This window comes from Sorangium sp. So ce426 (genome assembly GCF_051475585.1).
GTDB lineage: Bacteria > Myxococcota_A > Polyangia > Polyangiales > Polyangiaceae > Sorangium > Sorangium cellulosum_B.
The window spans coordinates 3,893,951-3,911,227 of the sequence record NZ_CP150341.1 but is presented as its reverse complement, the minus strand read 5'-3'; the positions used below and the strand labels follow the sequence as shown (position 1 = coordinate 3,911,227).

Annotated in this window: 15 protein-coding genes; 3 read left to right on the top strand and 12 right to left on the bottom strand. The window is 70.9% G+C overall.

Annotation, left to right across the window (positions count from 1 at the left end):
- The first annotated feature begins 67 nt into the window (after positions 1–67).
- Together WMF44_RS14685 and WMF44_RS14680 are read left to right on the top strand one after the other, a co-directional pair.
- The gene (locus WMF44_RS14685; protein WP_437299740.1) at positions 68–610 is read left to right on the top strand and encodes a hypothetical protein; all 543 of its coding nucleotides are present in this window, start codon (positions 68–70) and stop codon (positions 608–610) included.
- 64 nt (positions 611–674) lie between these two features.
- Positions 675–3,011 carry a DUF2169 family type VI secretion system accessory protein gene (locus WMF44_RS14680; RefSeq protein WP_437299739.1) on the top strand — a complete coding sequence of 779 codons (2,337 nt, stop codon included), beginning with the start codon at positions 675–677 and terminating at the stop codon, positions 3,009–3,011.
- 18 nt (positions 3,012–3,029) lie between these two features.
- On the opposite strand, the gene WMF44_RS14675 is transcribed toward WMF44_RS14680, so the two are convergent.
- The 9 genes from WMF44_RS14675 to WMF44_RS14635 form a co-directional block, all read right to left on the bottom strand.
- Positions 3,030–3,872 (bottom strand): DUF4123 domain-containing protein, encoded by an 843-nt coding sequence (locus WMF44_RS14675; RefSeq protein WP_437299738.1) that lies wholly within the window; start codon positions 3,870–3,872, stop codon positions 3,030–3,032.
- Complete coding sequence (locus WMF44_RS14670; RefSeq protein WP_437299737.1) at positions 3,869–4,225, bottom strand: PAAR domain-containing protein; 357 nt, start codon at positions 4,223–4,225, stop codon at positions 3,869–3,871. The genes WMF44_RS14675 and WMF44_RS14670 overlap by 4 nt, the downstream gene beginning before the upstream one ends.
- Before the next feature lie 19 nt (positions 4,226–4,244).
- A complete protein-coding gene (locus WMF44_RS14665) occupies positions 4,245–6,251 on the bottom strand; it encodes a type VI secretion system Vgr family protein (RefSeq protein WP_437299736.1) in 2,007 nt (668 codons plus the stop codon).
- Between the two features lie 150 nt (positions 6,252–6,401).
- Positions 6,402–7,253 (bottom strand): class I SAM-dependent methyltransferase, encoded by an 852-nt coding sequence (locus tag WMF44_RS14660; RefSeq protein WP_437299735.1) that lies wholly within the window; start codon positions 7,251–7,253, stop codon positions 6,402–6,404.
- Positions 7,250–7,660, bottom strand: coding sequence for a hypothetical protein (locus WMF44_RS14655; protein ID WP_437299734.1), 411 nt, complete (start codon positions 7,658–7,660; stop codon positions 7,250–7,252). The genes WMF44_RS14660 and WMF44_RS14655 overlap by 4 nt, the downstream gene beginning before the upstream one ends.
- A 384-nt stretch (positions 7,661–8,044) precedes the next feature.
- Entirely contained in the window at positions 8,045–8,860 is an 816-nt protein-coding gene (locus WMF44_RS14650; protein WP_437299733.1) for a hypothetical protein, read from the bottom strand.
- A complete protein-coding gene (locus WMF44_RS14645) occupies positions 8,857–9,114 on the bottom strand; it encodes a hypothetical protein (protein ID WP_437299732.1) in 258 nt (85 codons plus the stop codon). The genes WMF44_RS14650 and WMF44_RS14645 overlap by 4 nt, the downstream gene beginning before the upstream one ends.
- Positions 9,115–9,119: 5 nt before the next feature.
- Positions 9,120–9,353, bottom strand: coding sequence for a hypothetical protein (locus tag WMF44_RS14640; protein WP_437299731.1), 234 nt, complete (start codon positions 9,351–9,353; stop codon positions 9,120–9,122).
- Between the two features lie 650 nt (positions 9,354–10,003).
- Complete coding sequence (locus tag WMF44_RS14635; RefSeq protein WP_437299730.1) at positions 10,004–10,279, bottom strand: hypothetical protein; 276 nt, start codon at positions 10,277–10,279, stop codon at positions 10,004–10,006.
- Between the two features lie 19 nt (positions 10,280–10,298).
- On the opposite strand from WMF44_RS14635, the gene WMF44_RS14630 reads away from it, so the two are divergent.
- Positions 10,299–11,528, top strand: coding sequence for a hypothetical protein (locus WMF44_RS14630; protein WP_437299729.1), 1,230 nt, complete (start codon positions 10,299–10,301; stop codon positions 11,526–11,528).
- 225 nt (positions 11,529–11,753) lie between these two features.
- Here the strand turns inward: WMF44_RS14630 and WMF44_RS14625 are convergent, their stop codons facing one another.
- From WMF44_RS14625 to WMF44_RS14615, 3 genes are all read right to left on the bottom strand, one after another.
- Positions 11,754–13,592, bottom strand: a complete 1,839-nt coding sequence (locus WMF44_RS14625; RefSeq protein WP_437299728.1) for a glycoside hydrolase family 43 protein — start codon at positions 13,590–13,592, stop codon at positions 11,754–11,756.
- A gap of 368 nt (positions 13,593–13,960) precedes the next feature.
- The gene (locus WMF44_RS14620; RefSeq protein WP_437299727.1) at positions 13,961–15,358 is read right to left on the bottom strand and encodes a sigma-54-dependent transcriptional regulator; all 1,398 of its coding nucleotides are present in this window, start codon (positions 15,356–15,358) and stop codon (positions 13,961–13,963) included.
- Positions 15,359–15,595: 237 nt separating this feature from the next.
- On the bottom strand, positions 15,596–17,002 hold the full coding sequence (locus WMF44_RS14615) for an SGNH/GDSL hydrolase family protein (protein ID WP_437299726.1): 1,407 nt from the start codon (positions 17,000–17,002) through the stop codon (positions 15,596–15,598).
- Positions 17,003–17,277 lie beyond the last annotated feature (275 nt).

Below are 17,277 nucleotides of genomic sequence, written 5' to 3'. Positions count from 1 at the left end.
CACCTCGCGGCGGGGCCGCCCGGCGCGGCCCCGGGCATGATAACCTGCCTCCGTGCTGCGGCTGCGGTTGAACGAGCGTTTTCTCGACCTTGTCTCGCCGGAGGGCGGCGGGCCCGCGAGGCCGGGCGAGGAGCGGTGGATCGATCTCTCCTGGTCGTGGGAAGAGGCGCCCCAGGGCGATCGCGTGCCGCTTCGCGGAGATCGGCTCGCGGCGCGGCGCTACGTCGCCTCGCTCGGCGCGCGCGCCGAGATCCTGCACGAACTGCGGCGGTTCCTCCGCGAGGATCGGCCCTGGCTCTCGATGTCGCCGGACGATCGCGAGGTGATCGACCACCTCGCGGCCGCGCTCGCGGCGGGACGGGCGCACGTCGCGGAGGCCCCGGACCAGGGTGGCTCCGGGAAGGACCTGGCCCAGCCCGCGCCCGCTCCCGCCGCGGCGCTCCCGGCCCAGCGCCCGCGCGCCGCGGCAGCACCGGTGGAGGAGCCCGACGACGCGCAGGCGGAGCCGTGCTGGCCGTGCATGCAGCGGGCCGCCGCCTCGGCCCAGGCGTTCCGGGACGCCGCCGCGGCGGGGCTCCCGTTCATCGCGGACAGCCCGCGCGCCCCCTGACGGCGCGGAGCGCCGCGCCTGACCGAATCCAATCGGCCGGAGTGGTGGTACCGTCGGCCCACCTATGGATGTCGTCTCCGACGGGCCGCTCCCCGTCGCCTCGCTCCTCTGGCAGGTGCGCTCCTTGACCTGGGTGCTCACCGTCGTCTGCAAGGCGACGTTCACGCTCGCGCCGGGCGAGTCGCCGCTCGCGCCCGCGCAGGAGCCGATCCGCGAGCGCGACGCGCACCTGGACGGCGACCCCGCGCGCAGCCTCATCGAGGCGAGCGATCTCGCGCCGCTGAAGCAGGGCGCCGATGTCGTCCTCATCGGCCACGCCCACGCGCCCGGCGGCAGCCCCGCGCGGTCGCTGATCGCGCGGATGGCGGTGGGCGAGATCGACAAACCCATTCAGGTGTTCTGCGATCGCCTGTTCACCCAGGAGGGCGAGCTCCAGGAAGGAGCGCACTTCACGGCGATGCCGCTCGCCTACGAGCGCGCCGCGGGCGGGCCGGACACGGACAACCCTGCGGGCATCCATCGCGAGGCGCGCGACGCCCGCGGCAGGGCCGCCGTCCCGAACCTCCTCCCCGTGGATCGGGTCGTGGCCAGCCCGGACGACCCCATCGCGGCGGTGGGCTTCGGGCCCATCGCCCCCACCTGGCCTCTGCGGCACCGCAGGCTCGGCAGACACGCGGCGGCCTGGTCGTCGGGAGCGCTCCTCTCGAGCCCGCTGCCGGAGGATCTCGATCGCACCTTCTTCAACATCGCTCCGCTCGATCAGCGCCTGCTGCAGCTCCGCGAGGACGAGCAGATCGTGCTCGAGAACCTCCATCCCCGCCACCCGCGCCTCGTCACGAGCCTTCCCGGCGTGCGCCCGCGGGCGACCGTGACCGGCCGCGCCGGCGGGCCGCGCGATCTCGCCATGCGCTGCGACACGCTCGTGATCGACACCGATCGCCTCCTCTGCACGCTGACCTGGCGAGGCCAGCTCCCGCTCGCGAGCCCCAAGGAGTCAGGGCAGATCCGCGTCTCGCTGGAGCGGCCCGCGCGGCAGGCGCCGGCCGAGGCGCCCACCCCCTCGGCGCCGGGGCCCCAGCCGCCGCCGCGGGTGGCCCCGGCTGCGCCCAGGGTGAAGCCTCCCTCCCTCGCCCCGTCGAAGCAGACTGTCGACATGCCGGCGAAGTCGCTCGACGTCGTGCAGGCGTCGATCATGCCCTTTCGCGCGGGACCGCCCGCGCCGCCTCCTCCCGAGGCGCCCGCTCCGCGGCCGGCCGAGCCGCCCGGTGTCCGGCCGAAGCCGAGCTCGACCGAGGGCCAGACGAGCGATCTCACCGAGGAGGCGACGAAGGTGCCTCTCCCCTTCGTCGCCCCGTCCTCGGCGCCGCCCCCCGCGGCCGCATCGAACACCCCTCCTCCGAACACCCCTTCTCCGATCCCTGCCCCGCCGATCGTGAAGGCGTCGCCCGGCGAGCCGGTGAGCCCCTGGGCGGCCGGCGCTCCGCAGCCGGGGTCGAGCGCCATGGGCATGATCCCGCACGCGCCGGCGGCGCCGCAGACCATCGGCGCGATGCTCGCGGGCACAGGCGGGGCAGCGGACGCCGGCGCCGCGCTCGCGCCGGCGCAGCGGGACGCGCTGACGCTCGTCTGGTTCGATCGGAAGAGCGTGCCGCGCATCGTCCGCAAGCCGGCCTGGCAGCGCCTGCTCGACGCGATGGAGGCCGAGCCCCTCGACCCGGAGGTCGACGATCCGGCCCTCTCCGACGAGCCCGCCGAGATCGAGGATCGGGCGCAGGTCTTCGAGATCCTCGATCGCGGCGCGGCCGCCGATGTCGCGGGCGTGCACGGGGCGCTCGAGCGCGCCGCCGGCAAGCGCGGCATGCCGGTGCCGCCCCTCGAGCTGATCGAGGGCGAGCTCTCGCTGTCCTTCGACGAAGTGGAGACGCTGAAGGCGCTTGTCTCCACGGCGACGCCGCTCGCGACAGGCGACGACGCGCTCGCGGCGGCGCTCGGGGCCGCCGAGAAATTCCTCGCCACGCCGGGCGTCTCGACGGCGCCCGCCGTCGCCGAGGCGCTGTGCGGGAAGATCCGCGAGGCGCTCGGCCACGGCAAGAAGGGCCGGGTGGAGCTCGCGAACGAGCAGGTGGAGCGCGCGCTGCTGGAGCAGCGGCACTACCAGAAGCGCAAGGTGCTGGGCGGGCCGCACCTTCGCGGGCTGCTGCGCGTCGCGGGAGAGACGCAGCCGCTCGTCATCTACCTGCCGGCCTCGATCGCCGAGGCGCTGCCGCTCTCGGCGCGCTTCCGGGCGCGGGTGATCGCGGCGGTGCACCCGGCGATGGACGAGCGGGAGGCGGAGCCGGTGGCGCTCCAGGCGGCGGCGCTCGGGCGGGTGGTGCAGGTCAGGCAGCGGCGCGCATCATGAGGATCCGGACAGGCGCCGTCACGCCCCCCCGAGGCGCAGCACCTCGCCCGTCTCGCCCTCGATGAAGAACCCGCCGATCTCCGTCCCCAGGATCTCGCTCCGCTGCCGCGCCGAGCACGACGGCAGGAACAACCGGAGCACCCGCGGATCGTAGAACCGGAAATAGAGCCCCTTCCCCGTCTCCTCGTCCCTCACGATCAGCGACCGCCGCAATCTCTGCCGCACCTCTCGAAGAGGCCTCCGCCCGGTCAGGTAGACTCCCCAGCTCTCGCCCCACCCCTCGTTCACGAGCACCGGCAGGAGCGCCGACCCCTTCTCGATCCGCACCAGGTGCGGCGCCGCCCGGGCCATCGCCTCGCCCGCGACGCCCTCGAAGAGCGAGCGATTCTCGTCCTCGCAGGCGCGCAGCAGCGTGAGGATGCGCCGTTCGCGGGCGGCGTCGAGGAGGGCGAAGAGCGGCTCCGGCTCGCTCTGCAGCGCCTCCAGCGCGGCCGCCCGCGCGGCGAGCAGCTCCCGTGACGGCGGCGGGCGCGGCAGCGCAGGCGGGAGCTCGGCGCCCAGATCGTCCGGCACGAGCCGCAGCAGGAAGCGGGTTTGCCCCGCGACGACGAGGGCGCCGTCGCCGATCGTGGCCTCGGCGACCGCCTTGCCGCCGACCTGCGTCCCCCGGCGGCTCCGATCGACGAGCCGGCACGCGGCGCCGTCCCACGCGATCTCGAAGTGCACCGGCGCCATCTGCTCGTCCTGCGAGATCACGATATCGGCCCGCCCGAGGCGCCCCACGCGCAGCGCCTCGCCGGCCTGGAGGCGCACGCGCCGCCCGGCGAGCAGCCCTGATGTCACGTGGAGCAGCGCCTTCACCCGGCGCCGTCCATCCGGCAGCTCTCGCAATCGAGGAACGGAGTCCCCGACTCGGACGCGGCGAGCAGCGCGTCGATGGCGGGGGTCGAGCCGATGTTCACCGTCGGACACCCCGTCACGACCGCGCCCTTCGGCGCCGTCTCATCGCCGAGACGCGCGGCCATGGCGCCCTCGATGAACACGGTCGCCGAGCCCTGGACGATCGCGGCGCTGGCCGGGCACGCGGCGCGATCGCCGACCCGCGCCGCGGGCAGGAAGCCGATGTTCACCGTCCTGGCCGACGAGACGATCGGCGTGGGCCCGGGGTGGGTCGGGCAGGTGTGCAGATCGGTGAGGCGCGCGGCTGCAGGCATGATCTCGCTCCTCCTCGTCTCAGGGAGACGGCGTGTCCTTGGGGTGCGCCTCTTCGGCCTCGAGCGGCGCCGCCGGGTTCGCGCCCTGGCCGGCGCCCGGCGCGCCGCCGCTGTTGATGTTGACGATGGATCCCACGATGTCGACGCCCCCCGGGTGGATGTCGATGAAGCCTCCAGGCCCCTTGATGGTGAGCCGCTGCCCGGCCTCGAGCACCAGGGTCGCGCCCGCCTTGATGTGGATCTGCTTGCCGGCCTCGAGCGCGTGGTTCCCGTCCACGCGCTCGTCCCGGTTCACCGCGACCGTGAGCGACACCGAGCCGTCGACGGCCGTTCGCTGATCCAGCTTCACGTGCACATGGTCGCCCCCGTCGACGAGCTGCTTTCGCGCGCCCTTCACGACCAGGTGCTCGTCGCCTCCCACGGTGCTCCGCTTGTGGCGCGCGGTGCGCTCGACCTCATCGCGCTTGACGAGCTGGTTCCTGTCGCGCTGCGCCTGCATGTAGACGAGCTCCTGGCCCGCCTGGTCCTCGAACTTGATCTCGTTGTAACCCGCGCCGCCGGGCGACGAGCTGCTCTTCCAGGTGCTCACCGTTTTGTGATCCGGCAGCTTGTACGGCACGAGCTCGCGGCCGTTGAAGGCGCGCCCGGCCACGATCGGGAGATCTGGATCGCCGTCGAGGAAGGCCACCAGCACCTCCTGGCCGACGCGGGGGAGCATGAACATCCCGAACCCGGCCCCCGCCCAGCCCTGGCTCACGCGCATCCAGCACGAGCTGTTGTCGTCGAGCTTGCCCTCGCGATCCCACGGGAACTGCACGCGCACCCGCCCGAGCTCGTCGGTGTGGATCTCGGCGCCCGGCGGCCCCACCACGGTCGCGCTCTGCAGCCCGGGCGCGACCGGCCTGGGCGTCTTGCGCGCCGGCCGGTACGGGGCCTTGGGATCGGCGAAGAGCGCGCGCCCGCGCACGCTCCACGGCTCGCCGAGCGAGGCAACGATCTCGAGCTCGGCCACCAGGAGCGGCCCTCCTCCGAGATCCGGGTGCGGGTGCTGATCGACGGCGAAGACCCGGCCGGGGTAGAGGTCGATCACGTTGGCCTCGAAGAGCACGCCGCGCTTGTCGGCGCGCATCGCCGCGAGGACCCGAGTCGAGAGATCGGCGCCGTGCTTCGGGTCGTGGCGGTAAACGCCCTTGGCGTCGCCGACGGGCGCGCCGCCCCCGGCGCTCGCGGCGAGGAACGCGCCGGGCTCGTAGCGGTACTGCTCGTACTTCGCCTCGGGCGCGGGCGCCGGGGGCGCCTCGCCCGTGAGCGCGAACGAGGGCTTGCGGAAGTCATGGCCGCGGATCGTGCTCGCCCCGGGCCGGACCTCGTGGCCGAGCCGCACCCTGGTGACGAACTCGCGCTCGGCGGTCTCGAGGGGGTTGTCGACGAACGGCAGCGGCGGCCCCGGCCTCAGCGGCTCCGCCTCGAGCTTGTCGCTCAGCGTGAGCTTGGCGTCCTTCCCGTGGTCCGGAAAGGTGTAGGCGATGCCCGCCTCCTCGAGGAGGCGGGAGAGAAAGGCATGATCACTCTCGCCGTGCTGGACCTTGTACTCGAGCCTGGGGTACGCGCCGCGATCGATCTTCCACGCCGGCTCGATCGCCCACTCGCCGAGGAGCGCGTCGACGATGTCGGGGATGGAGAGGTGCTGGTAGATGCGGTGGCCGCGGCGCTGGGTGAGCAGCCAGAGGCGCGGCACGATGCGGAGATAGTACGTCGAGAGCCCCGTCGGCTCGGCCTGCACCTGCTCCACGTGGCTGCACACGCCCTGCCAGAGCCTGCTGCTCAGCCAGTGGAGGTGCGCGGCGTCGGGCTGGATCTGGAGCGCCGCGCTCTGGCCGACGAGCGACTCCAGCTCGAGATCCGAGAGCCTGGACCGGGCCCATACCGAGACGGCGAAGGGCTCGGAGACAGCCTCCTGGACCACGACACGGCGCACGGAGAGCGAGGCCTCCCCGGACTGGAACGAGAGCTCGAAGATCGCCATTCGGATCGGTCCTGGGTGCGAGCGCCGCCGCGGGAGGCTGCGGAGAGCGGAGGATAGCCCACCTCGGAAAAGAACGGGGGCGTGGCAACCAGGAGCATCGCGTCGTCCTGGCCCCGGGACCAGACAAACGTCGACGCAATCCAGAAAAAATCATCGAGATTCAGGGGGTCGGCCTTCGCGTCCCCACGAGTGCGCCGGCGCGAGCCGCGCCTCGAACCAGCAGAACGTCTCGCGCACCCGGAACACGCCGCCGTCGCCGTGCTGCTCGGCGAACCGAGAGAGCGCCGCGGGCTCGACGGCCCGCGGGTCGAACCGCTCGTGGGTCGTCGCCTGCCACCACCGCAGCAATGCGTCCAGCGTCGGGTACACGTGAGTTCCGTGCTGCTCCTCCAGGCGGAGCAGCTGGAGCCCGGCGCCCTCGACGTGGTGCCCGAGCGCCGCGGCGTCCTCGAAGGCGAAATCCCGCAGGATCTTCTCCCCCGAAGGGTCGGCGAGCCGCGAGAGCTCCCCGACGAGCACGGGGAGCGACGAGACGCACTGGACGAGGATGCGCCCCGCGGGGCGGAGCAGGTCGCGCATCCGGCGGAGGACCGCGCGCTTGTCGCGGATCCAGTGAAACACGAAGTTCGAGAAGACGAGATCGAAGGTGCGGTCCCGGGCGACCTCGCCGAGGGTCTCGGCCGCCGCCACCTGGAACTCCAGGTTGGGCGCGCCTGCGGTGCGCCGGGCGAGCGCGATCCGCGCCTCGTCCGGATCGATCCCAAGGACGCGCCCGTCGGGGCCCACGAGCTCTGCGAGCTGCCGCGTGAGGCCGCCGGTGCCGCAGCCGAGGTCGAGCACGAGCTCGCCCCGCCTCACGCCGGCGAACGCGATGAGGCGCTCGCCGCGCCCCCGCTGCCAGAGGCTCCCTCTCCGGTAGGCCTGCGCGGCGCTCGACGCGGCCACGGCGGGCCTCCTGACGCCCGCGTCCTCGTCGAGGCTCCGACGAAGGTCACGGCTCACCTCGCACCCCCGTGGTCGAAGCGCGCGGTGATGAAGTAGCCAGAGCCCCGGACCACGTTCGCCGAGTGCGGGACGCCCGGCGGGATCCAGATGCTCGTGCTCTCGGTGACGTGGTGGACGCGGGAGCCGAGCTCGACGCGGTACTCGAGGCCCGCGGGATCCGGGAGGATCAGGTTGATCTCCGGGCCGTCGTGGGTGTGCAGCGCCGTGTAATCCCGGCGCGCCGCCTCGGCGCTGTCCACCCGATGAACCGCCAGGTGAACGGGGAACCCCGCGGCGAAGAACCTGCGGATGCACTCGACGTCCTCATGGAACGCGACCGAGGACAGCGGGCTCGGCACGTTGGCGCAGAGGACCGCCTCGTCGATCCGCTCTTCGACGGAGAGGGACCTCGTGAGGAGATTCATTGTCGTCATCGGTATCGGCGCAGACATCATGGCGCTCAGCTCCGTGTGATGGCGCGGCGGCGCCGCGCGCCCGTGGACGGGTGTCGCGAGCGAGCGATCACGCAACGCGCGTGCCGCCTGGCGCGCCCTCCCCGGCGTGACATCCATGGGCGCAGCGCGAGCGCACCGACGCAGCAAATTCGACCCCGAAGGGCGAGCCGCGGCGCGCGCCGGGCCGACGGCTCGACCTCTGCGCCGGGCGAGCCGCCGTGACATGTCACACCCGACAGCGTGACATGTCACGGCCGACAGCGTGACATGTCACGCCCGCCGTCACCCTCCGACCGTACCATCGCGCGCCGCCGGGGCGGCCTGTGACCCGTGGCGAGCACCGCGCCGCCGTCGTCAGTCGGTGATCGTCTCGTATTGCAGCATCGTCCCGCACGCCGCCGCGAAGTACCCGAGGAGCAACATCATGTCCACGCCTGGCCCGAACGCGGTCACCTTCGCCGAGGAGAAGAAAGCGAACAGGATGTCTCCCACGGCCATGAGCGCGCAGCCCGCGAGCAGCGATCCCCAGATCGCCCACACCTTGCCGCCGCGGAAGGCGCGCGCGATCCTCAGCATCACCAGCGCGGGGACGAGCGCGATCAGATCGAGGATGGGATAGGCGATGTTGATGAGCCGCTCGCCGAGCGGCACCGGCGCGCGCGCGATCGGGGCGAGCAGGGGATACCCGACGATCGCCATCGCCGCCGCCGCGCCCGCGGCGATGCCGAGGTGCTCGCGCGCGCTGCCGACGGGGAAGCCGGACGCGCGGTACACGAAGACGAAGCGCGCCGACGCGACGATCAGCAGCGCGTATCCCAGGAGGAACGCGGCGTCCGCGATCGACGGCAGCGGCGTCGGCGCGCGCGCGACGAGCGGATAGTACACGAGCCCGACCTGGCCCAGGGTGAAGAGCGCGAGCCACGCGCCGAGCAGGAACCACGGGCCGCGCGCCGGGTTGTCGCGCTCGAGGCGCGCGGCGCTGCGCAGCCCGAACACGGCGGCGACCGCGAGGCACGCGAGCCGCACGAGCGGACCCACGGCGTCGACGACCGGCGTCGGGAGCAGCCGCTCGGAGAGCTCGGCGGTCTGCGGCAGCAGGCGCGGGACGTACACCGCGCACACGATCGTCACCACCGCCGGCGCCACGCGGCGAACGGGGACGCGCGTCATCGAGCTCCTCCCTGCGCCCCGATCGCGGCGCGCGCCTCGTCGAGGATCCGCTGGGCCTTGTCGCGCCCGACGAACACGCCGAGCCCCGGCGCGACCGCGGCGAGCAAGCGCTCCACGTCGGCCGGGGAGAGGCGCCCGTGCTTGAACCCCAGCTTGTCCGCCTGGCTGCGCACGGCCGCGCGCGCCATGTTCTCGCCGAGGTACGGCGCGAGCACGTCCACCAGCTTCTGGATGACCTCGTCCGCCGGAAGCATCGCCCTCAGCAGCGACGCGCCATGGCGGCCGGGAGCTCGCCCTGGCGGACGACGTGGAGGGTCATGGGGGCGCTCGCAAGGTAGATCGCGCCCCGCGAGAGGGTCAACGAGGCAGAGGACGCGCCCGCGGGTCGCTTCACATGCGCCGTGACGATCTCCGAGAGCTCATCGAGAGCTGCCTGGCCGCGCGCGAGCCGGCGCTCGAGAGCCGCGGTGTTCGCCCCGCAGCGCATCGGCATTGCGCCGCCGGCGCACCTCCAGCTCCGCGCCCGCCGCAACACCACCCTTCACATGGCTCTCGTTCATGGTCCCGTGGTCCCCCGGAGCGCCGGTAACCAGCAGCTCCCCTCTCGGCCAGGCAATCAAGGGCGCAGCCGTCCCAGGTCGACTCCGGACGAGGTCGCTCGCCCCCTCCAGACTCGCTGGCCTGCGGAGCTCGCCTTCCCATGGCGCCCCCCTCGATACTCGCAGGCCAGCGGAACGGTTGAGCAGAAACGGGCATTTATGGCATCACTGAACGGGATCAACCATCGATGCAGCTTCACTTTTCCAAAAGGAAGGCGGATGGGGCACGGACCCCTCGGTCACCTGGGGTGAGCGGCGATCACCCTTGACTTATTAAAAGCTCTTTACTTTCCCCTTCCCCACGGCTCATCCAACGTCGGCGATGATCGTTTTGCAGCAAATTTACACCCGCTTCTCCGCTCGGAGACCTCGTGCTACGCAAATGGCACCGGCGGTTGGCCGATGCTCCATCTGGCGTCTGGCTCAGCGGCTGCGCGGAAGCATGCGCCCGGCACCCAGCGGTCCGGCATCCAGCGGTAACGAGGAGCACCATGCGAATCAACGATCAGGCAGGTCCGTCCACCGTGTCATTGGGCAAGATGTCTCAACGCACGTTGGGTTTCCTCTCGTGCGTTACGGCCTTGCTGCTGGGCGCTTGTAGCGGCGAAGATCCCGACACCGGGGGCTCGGGTGGAGCAGGCGGCGGCGGCGTGTCGTCCACCTCCACCACGACCTCGACGTTGACCGGCAGCAGCGCCGGCCCCAGCACGAGCGGCGCCGGCGCCGGCGACGCCTCCACCTCCGCCGCGACGACGGGCTCCTCCTCGTCGACCGGAGATCCCGCCGGCGGCACCGGCGGCTCGAGCGGGACGGGCGACACGCACCCGAAGGATCATTGCGTGGATGGCTACGATCCCCATCCCAGCGACGCGACGATGAAGGACGGCGCGGCGGAGTTCGTGAAGAACAACCAGATCGATCTCACGGTTCAGCCGGAGGTCATCTCCTGGATGCAGGAGAATGAATGGCAAGCCGCCCACTTCGAGTGGCACAGCATCCGGCGCTGCAATGGCGGCATGGGCATGAGCAGGGTCAATATCTGCAGGTCGGCGGTCCCGGTCCCGTCGGACCAGGAGTGCAGGACGACGGGCGACGGCTACCAGTTCCTCGCCATGCACCGGCACATGATCCAGTCGCTGAAGCAGCTCTGGCCGAAGCACTCGGAGCAGTTCGAGGGCTTCAAGAAGTTCCCCACGACGGCGGAGGAGCTGCCCCAGCAGTGGAGATCGGACTTCAGGCCCTGGAGCTCCACGACGCTCGCCAACGCGAAGATCGGCGACGAGATCGACAAGCCGGAGAACCTGAGCCGCTTCCCGGACGAGGGCGCGCTCGGTATGTGGCTCCAGTGTTTCGCCGGCCAGGCCATCCCCGGTACCAACCTGCAGGCCAGCGGCCTGCACGGGGATCTCCACTTCAAGTGGGTGCGCCCCCAGAACACCGATCACGGCCTCGGCAACCAGTTCACGAACATCGACAACTACATGTTCTGGAAGCTGCACGGCTGGATCGACAACGTCTGGGAGAAGTACCGCGTCGCCAAGGGCATGTCGCCCACCGACCAGAAGCTGAAGGACGCGGTGGCCGCCCAGTGCTACGAGATGGATGCGATCGCTCAGGTCATCAATCCCGACCTGAAGCCGGATCCGGATCCGGGAAATCCCCTGCCCGGCGAGTCCGGCGTGTTCCAGGACACCATCCGTCCGATCTTCGAGAGCGCGATCCACAAGTGCAGCGGTTGCCACGCTGCGCCGTCGACCGGTCCCGCAGCAGGTCTGTCGCTCGGCGGCGACATCAGCTCGACGGACATCGTCGCGGGCCTCGTCAACAAGACCGCCAAGGGCGGTGGGCAGTTCAAGCTCGTGGTCCCGGGGAATCCGGACCAGAGCTGGCTCTACCTCAAGGTCGCAGGGACGGCCGGGAGCGCCGGGTGCAGGCCTTCCGCCGGCGGCACCTGCCAGACGGGCGTCATGCCGCAGGCCGCGGACGGCAAGCCGACGGTGACGAGCGCTGAGCTCGCTGCCCTCCGCCAGTGGATCCAGAGCGGCGCGCCCGCGCCGACGAAGAACTAGAACACCAATCACGTTGAAACCCGGAGAATTTTCACAGGGAGGCGGGGAGGCGGGGAGGAAGAAAAAAATGAATTTTTCCCTCTTGCCGTCTCTCGCTCCCCGCCTCCCCGCCTCCCTGTGAAATTCCTGTTTTTTCTCGTGGTTTCAACCCGTTTGTCGCTCTAGACCCGCCCCGGATCTCGCTCTCGGCCACGCGGATGACCCTGCAGGCTGCCGGCTCGCATCTTACGGCTTGGTGACCTCGAAGGACGCGACCTTCACCGAGCCGCCCAGGGACTGTGTGGCGTAGTTGAAGATGCCGAACCGGTAACCGAGGAAGTACTGCCAGTTCTTGTTCATGCCGAGCGTGTTGCCCAGGCTGGTGAACCGGGCGCCGTCCGTGCTGTAGGAGAAGCGCGCTTGCGCCCCGCCGTTGTCCGTGCGGACGTTGGCCTCCACGCGCAGCCAGATCGTGTTGCCCGACACGTCGGCAGAAGCCACCTCGGTGCCCGTGCTCGTCGTGGCCCAGGAGGTGTTCATGTTGACCCCATTGGTCATCACGACGCGCGTCGCCCCGTTTGCCTTCTTGACCCCGATCCACGCCGACATGTCGCGCAGGGCAGCGAGGCCGGCGACATCGCCGTTCTGCATCTTGCTATGATCGAGCTCGATCGTCGCGATCGACACGGGCCCTTCGATGCGGCGCGTCAGCGTGTTTCGCGCGGCGTACAGATCGCTCGTCACCGTCGCGGTCTGTAGGGTCAGCCCGGCCCCGGACGACCACTTGGTGCCGTCTGGGTTGTGGTTCCACTCCCACTCGGGGCGCAGGGTCGCCTCCGCGAAGGTGTCCTTGGTCACGGGCGGCTTCACCCGGTTCGAGCCGCAAGGCAGGTTCGGGAAGGGGTACGTACCTCCCCACTTGCCGTCCACCAGGGTGAGCGAGGGCCAGCCGTCGGTCCAGGTCATCGGGGCCATCACCGGGATGCGGCCCGCCGGGTACGAGTCGTTGAACCCGAGGTAGTACCAGTCGCCGTTCTGCGTCTGGACGACGCCGCCCTGGTGCGGGGCGCCGCCGGAGCCCGGGGCGCCGGCGTAGGGCAGCTTGACCGCGAAGGGCCGCAGCTCGTAGGGACCAAAGGGCCCGCTCGTCGAGCGCAGCACGTACTCACCGTTCGCGTACTGCGTGGTGAAGATGTAGTAGTCCCCATCCTTCTTGATGATGCGAGAGCCCTCCAGCGGTCCGGAGATGTTGCCCGGCGTCTGGAACACGACCTGATTCTTGACCTGGCTGAAGCCGTCCGCGCTCAGCTGGGCCACGCTGATCGTGTTGTTTCCGTAGGCCACGTACATGGTGTCGTCGTCGTCGATCAACAGCCCCATGTCGTAGTAGCAGCCGCCCTTGTGCTTCTCCCACGGGCCTTCGGGGGACTTGGCCGTGAAGACCCAGCCGCCGCCCTTGTTGTGCATGCAGCCCATCCAGTAGAAGGTCTTGTTGCTCTTCCGGTACTGGAGCGTGGAAGCCCAGATGCCGTTCACATAGGACCTATCCCGGCCGAGGTCGTACGACGGGTCGACGTCGAGAAGGGGAACGGAGTGGGAGACGTATTCCCAGTGAACCAGATCGTAGGAGCGGAGCAGGGGCGCTCCAGGCGCATGGTGGAAGGTGGACGCCGTGTAGTAGTAGGCGTCGTCCACGCGAATGACCTCCAGATCGGGGAGGTCTTGCCAGATCAGAGGATTGGAGTAGGTCTCGGGGCAGACGGCGGGGGCGCCGCCGCCGTCACCGCCGCCGTCGCCGCCGCCGGCGCCGGGGTCACCGCCCCCGGACGCGGCCGAGCTTCCGCTGGCGCTCGTCGAGCCGCCGCTCGTCGTTTGCCCGTCGCTCCCGCCCGAGCCGCTGCTGCTCGAAACGCCCGTTCCGGGGCCGGTCGTCGCGCCCGTGGCACCGCCGCCGCCATCACCGTCGCCCACCTGCGACTCCCCACTACAACTTGCGACGAGAGCGAGGAGACAGACAGCAGACGTCGCACCGCCTGCGCGTCGGTTGAGAGAGCGGGTGTTGGTAGGTTGGGAAGGAAGGTGCATGGTGATGGCCCGATAAGAGGTGTCAGCGAGAGCGCGCGGCGCGCGGCTGTCAGAAAAAGAAAAAACGAACGCGTCGAGGCGACGCGGCTCCCTGGTCGGGACGACCCGGCGTGGTCGCGCGGTCGCCGCCCAGGAGCATTCGCCCGAATTTTTCTGGACAATTCACAGGGAGGCAGGGAGACGGGGAGTAAAATTCCACCGATCTCCCCGTCTCCCCGCCTCCCTGTTCAATTTTCCGCGAACAATGCCAGCCCAGGGGAGGCTTCGTCAGGTCAACGCCCTGCCCGAGCGCGCCTGAGCCAATTGTGAACGTTCACATTCTGCCAGTCAACCAAAATTGACGAGGGCGCGCCGCCGTCGACGGAGGCTCAGGAGCGCGGCCGGGGGATCCCGAGCCGCTGCCGCCGCTCCCACAGCGCCTTGCGGCTGATGCCGAGGCGGCGGGCGATCTCGGTCTCCGTCAGCTCGTGCTGGTGCTCGAGGACGAAGCGGCGGAAATACCCCTCGAGAGAGTCGGACGGGGGTTCTCCCTCGTGCGCGTCCGCGGCGGGCGCGGACGAAGGTGGTTGAAGGGGCGCGTCGAGCCCGAGCAGCTCCAGCCCGATCTCGCTCGCATCGGCGAGCACCATCGCGCGGTGAACGGCGTTCTCCAGCTCCCGGATGTTGCCCGGCCAGGGGGCCGCCGCGATGGCGGCGCGCGCCTCCGGCGTCAGCGTGAGCGGCGCGCGGCCCATCGCCCACGCGCGCCGCCGGAGCAGCGACTCCGCGAGGCGCACCGCATCGCCCGGCCGCTCGCGCAGCGGCGGGAGGCGGATCTCGAGGACCCGCAGCCGGAAGTAGAGGTCGCTCATGAACGATCCGTCGCGCACCATCGCCACGAGATCTCGGCGCGTCGCCGCGATGAGGCGCACGTCGACGCGCCGGGCGCGGGTCGCGCCCACGCGCCGCACCTCGCCCGTCTGGAGGAAGCGGAGGAGCCGCGCCTGGACCTTGGGCGGCAGCTCGGCGACCTCGTCGAGCAGCAGCGTCCCGCCCTCCGCGGCCTCGCAGAGCCCCGCGCGCGCCGAGATCGCGCCGGGGACGGCGCCGCGCTCGTATCCGAAGAGCTCCCCCTCGATCTGCCCCTCGGGGATGGCCGCGCAGTGGACCGGGACGAACGCCAGCTGCCGGCGCGGGCTCAACCGGTGCACGGCGCGGGCGAGCGTCTCCTTGCCCGTGCCGCTCTCGCCGAGGACGAGCAGCGTCGCCTCGCTCGGGGCGACCTTGCGCACCCGCGCGAACACCTCGCGCATGACCGCAGAGCCGCCGACCATGCCCTCGAGCTCGTCGTCTTCGGACGTAGGCGGCACGGGCGGCGCAGACGGCGCGGGCACCGAGGCGCCTTGCGCGACGTCGGGGAGCGCGCTCCGCGCGGGCCGCGCGCCGGGGAGATGATGCTCGAGGAGGGCGACGAGCTCGGCATGATCGAACGGCTTCGACAGGTAATCCGCGGCGCCGCGCTTCACGGCGTCCACGGCCGCCTTCACCGTGGCGTAGCTCGTCATGAGCACGACCGGCGCGCCGCCGCACTGCCCGACGAGCGCGGTGCCCGGCGCGCCCGGCAAGCGCACGTCGGCCAGCACCAGATCGAACGCGCGCAGATCGTGATCCGCCGAGGCATCCTCGACCGACCCCGCCTCGATGACGTCGTGCCCATGACGAACGAGCAGCCGCCGGAGCTCCGTCCGGATGACGACCTCGTCCTCGACCAGCAGGATCCGGCTCACGGCGCCACCTCGAGCCCGCGCATGAGACAAGGCTACTCAGGACCGTTGCGGCTGAATACGCGAGGACGCACAGCGCAACGCGTCAACGCTGGCGGCTCAGTTGTCCAGGTCACCGGTCATAGCGCCCCACGAGGGCCGGGGCGCTTCTCCGCCGGGGGAGCGGTGGTCTTCGCCGGGCGCGCGGCGGCGCGGAGCTCCGCGCGCCCGATCGGGCGCCCCCCACGAGCGGCCTCCGCTCTACTTGGGCTGGGGGACGAACAGCAAGAGGTCGACGGCGTTCGCCAGCGCCTCCAGGCCGGTCGGGTTGAAGTGCAGCCCGTCATCCTGGAAGTCAAGGTCAGCCTTCAGCTTGGTGGGATCGTTGGGGTCCACGACCGCCGGCTCGAAATCGATGACCTCGTCGAACTTGCCGCTCGTGCGGATCCAGGTGTTGACCGTCTGGCGGGTCGTCTCGCGGGCCGCGGAGAAGTACCCGGTGCCGAGCGGCGTGATGGGCGCTCCATAAACGAGCATCCCTTTCTCCTTCGCCTTGGTGATGAACTCTTCATAGGCCGCGATCAGGTTCTCGGCGACGGGCGGCTGGCTGTCGGTGCCGATGTCATTCACGCCGATGAACGTGATCAGCCATTTCGCGCCGCGCTGGTCCAGGACGTCACGCTGGAAGCGGGCCTTGGCGGTCGGCCCGAGCCCGCCGACGAGCACGTTGCCCCCGCCGATGCCGAGGTTGAGCACGGCGACCTGCTGGGTCCCCTGATTGGACCGCAGCCGGCGAGACAGGAAGTCCGGCCAGCGGGTGTTCCCGTCCGTGTCCGAGCCGCGGCCATCGGTGATCGAGTCACCGAGGATGACGACCGCCGCGGCCTCGGGGGCCGCATCGACGTCGAGGCCCGTGATGTAGTACCAGTGCGCAAGGGACACAGGGGAGGTCAGGTTCGCCGACGAGACCCCGTTGCCGACCTGGATATACGAGTTGGTCCGCGAGCCCGGGTGCCCGGTGATCCCGGCCGGCACGGCGCCGAACTTGATGGTCACCGCCATCTTGGTGTTGGGCTTGATGGTGTACTCGATCGGATCGGAGAAGACCGTCTTGCCCACCGGGATGGTCACCGCATCGGCCCCCGCGAACTTCAGGGCATGGTCGGTGGCCACGTTGATGCCGTCGGCGGTCGTCGACTCCGCGATGTGGACCGACTCCATGGTCACCGGCCCGTCGCCGAACTCGTTCGAGAGCAGCAGTCGCACGCCCTTGCCGCCGATCGACGTATAGATCACCTGGCGCAGCGTGTTGTTGGTCAGGCCAGGGCCGTCCGCGGGCGGGTTGTTGTGGGGCTCGGTCAGCTGCGGGCCGGTCGTCCACGTCCCGACCCAGTGCGCCTCCGCCGCGCCGCCGGCGCCGCCACCGCCGCCTTCGCCGCCTTCGCCGCCACCACCCGTGGCCCCGCCGCCCCCGGTGTCGCCAGCGCCGCCACCGCCGGTGTCGCCGCCGCCACCACCGCCGCCGCCAGAGGCATCACCCCCGCCGGAGCTCGCCGCGCTGCTCGAGCTGGACGTCGAGCTCGACGTGCTGCTGGATGTCGTGGTGTCCGTGTCATCGCCGCAGCCGGTGACAGCCAAAAACAGAAGAGCACAAAGTATTCTTCGCATGGTCCTCGACGCTCGAAAGATTGCTGTGTACGTGATCGTTCGAATTGCCCCTCGGCGCACCGCCCCCGCCGACCAGCAGCACCTTCAGCGCATTCGAACTTTCGATTTTTTTATTTTCAGCCGATAGCGCGCCGGTTCGCTCGTGCGCGCAGCGTCGCCCGGATCGAGCCCGGATCGATCGAACAGCTCATCTGGATGGCTGCGCTGCCCACCGTCGATGTCCGGAGGCGCGCGGGAGAGCGCGGGCCGATGCCATGCCCCTCACACGCGCCATC

What these genes read in the sequence shown, in the direction of transcription:
- WMF44_RS14680 (WP_437299739.1), top strand. Translation starts at nt 675, where the DNA reads ATGGATGTCGTCTCCGACGGGCCGCTCCCCGTCGCCTCGCTCCTCTGG.
- WMF44_RS14670 (WP_437299737.1), bottom strand. Translation starts at nt 4,225, where the DNA reads ATGCCTGCAGCCGCGCGCCTCACCGATCTGCACACCTGCCCGACCCAC.
- WMF44_RS14665 (WP_437299736.1), bottom strand. Translation starts at nt 6,251, where the DNA reads ATGGCGATCTTCGAGCTCTCGTTCCAGTCCGGGGAGGCCTCGCTCTCC.
- WMF44_RS14655 (WP_437299734.1), bottom strand. Translation starts at nt 7,660, where the DNA reads ATGAATCTCCTCACGAGGTCCCTCTCCGTCGAAGAGCGGATCGACGAG.
- WMF44_RS14650 (WP_437299733.1), bottom strand. Translation starts at nt 8,860, where the DNA reads ATGACGCGCGTCCCCGTTCGCCGCGTGGCGCCGGCGGTGGTGACGATC.
- WMF44_RS14645 (WP_437299732.1), bottom strand. Translation starts at nt 9,114, where the DNA reads ATGCTTCCGGCGGACGAGGTCATCCAGAAGCTGGTGGACGTGCTCGCG.
- WMF44_RS14640 (WP_437299731.1), bottom strand. Translation starts at nt 9,353, where the DNA reads ATGCCGATGCGCTGCGGGGCGAACACCGCGGCTCTCGAGCGCCGGCTC.
- WMF44_RS14625 (WP_437299728.1), bottom strand. Translation starts at nt 13,592, where the DNA reads ATGCACCTTCCTTCCCAACCTACCAACACCCGCTCTCTCAACCGACGC.
- WMF44_RS14615 (WP_437299726.1), bottom strand. Translation starts at nt 17,002, where the DNA reads ATGCGAAGAATACTTTGTGCTCTTCTGTTTTTGGCTGTCACCGGCTGC.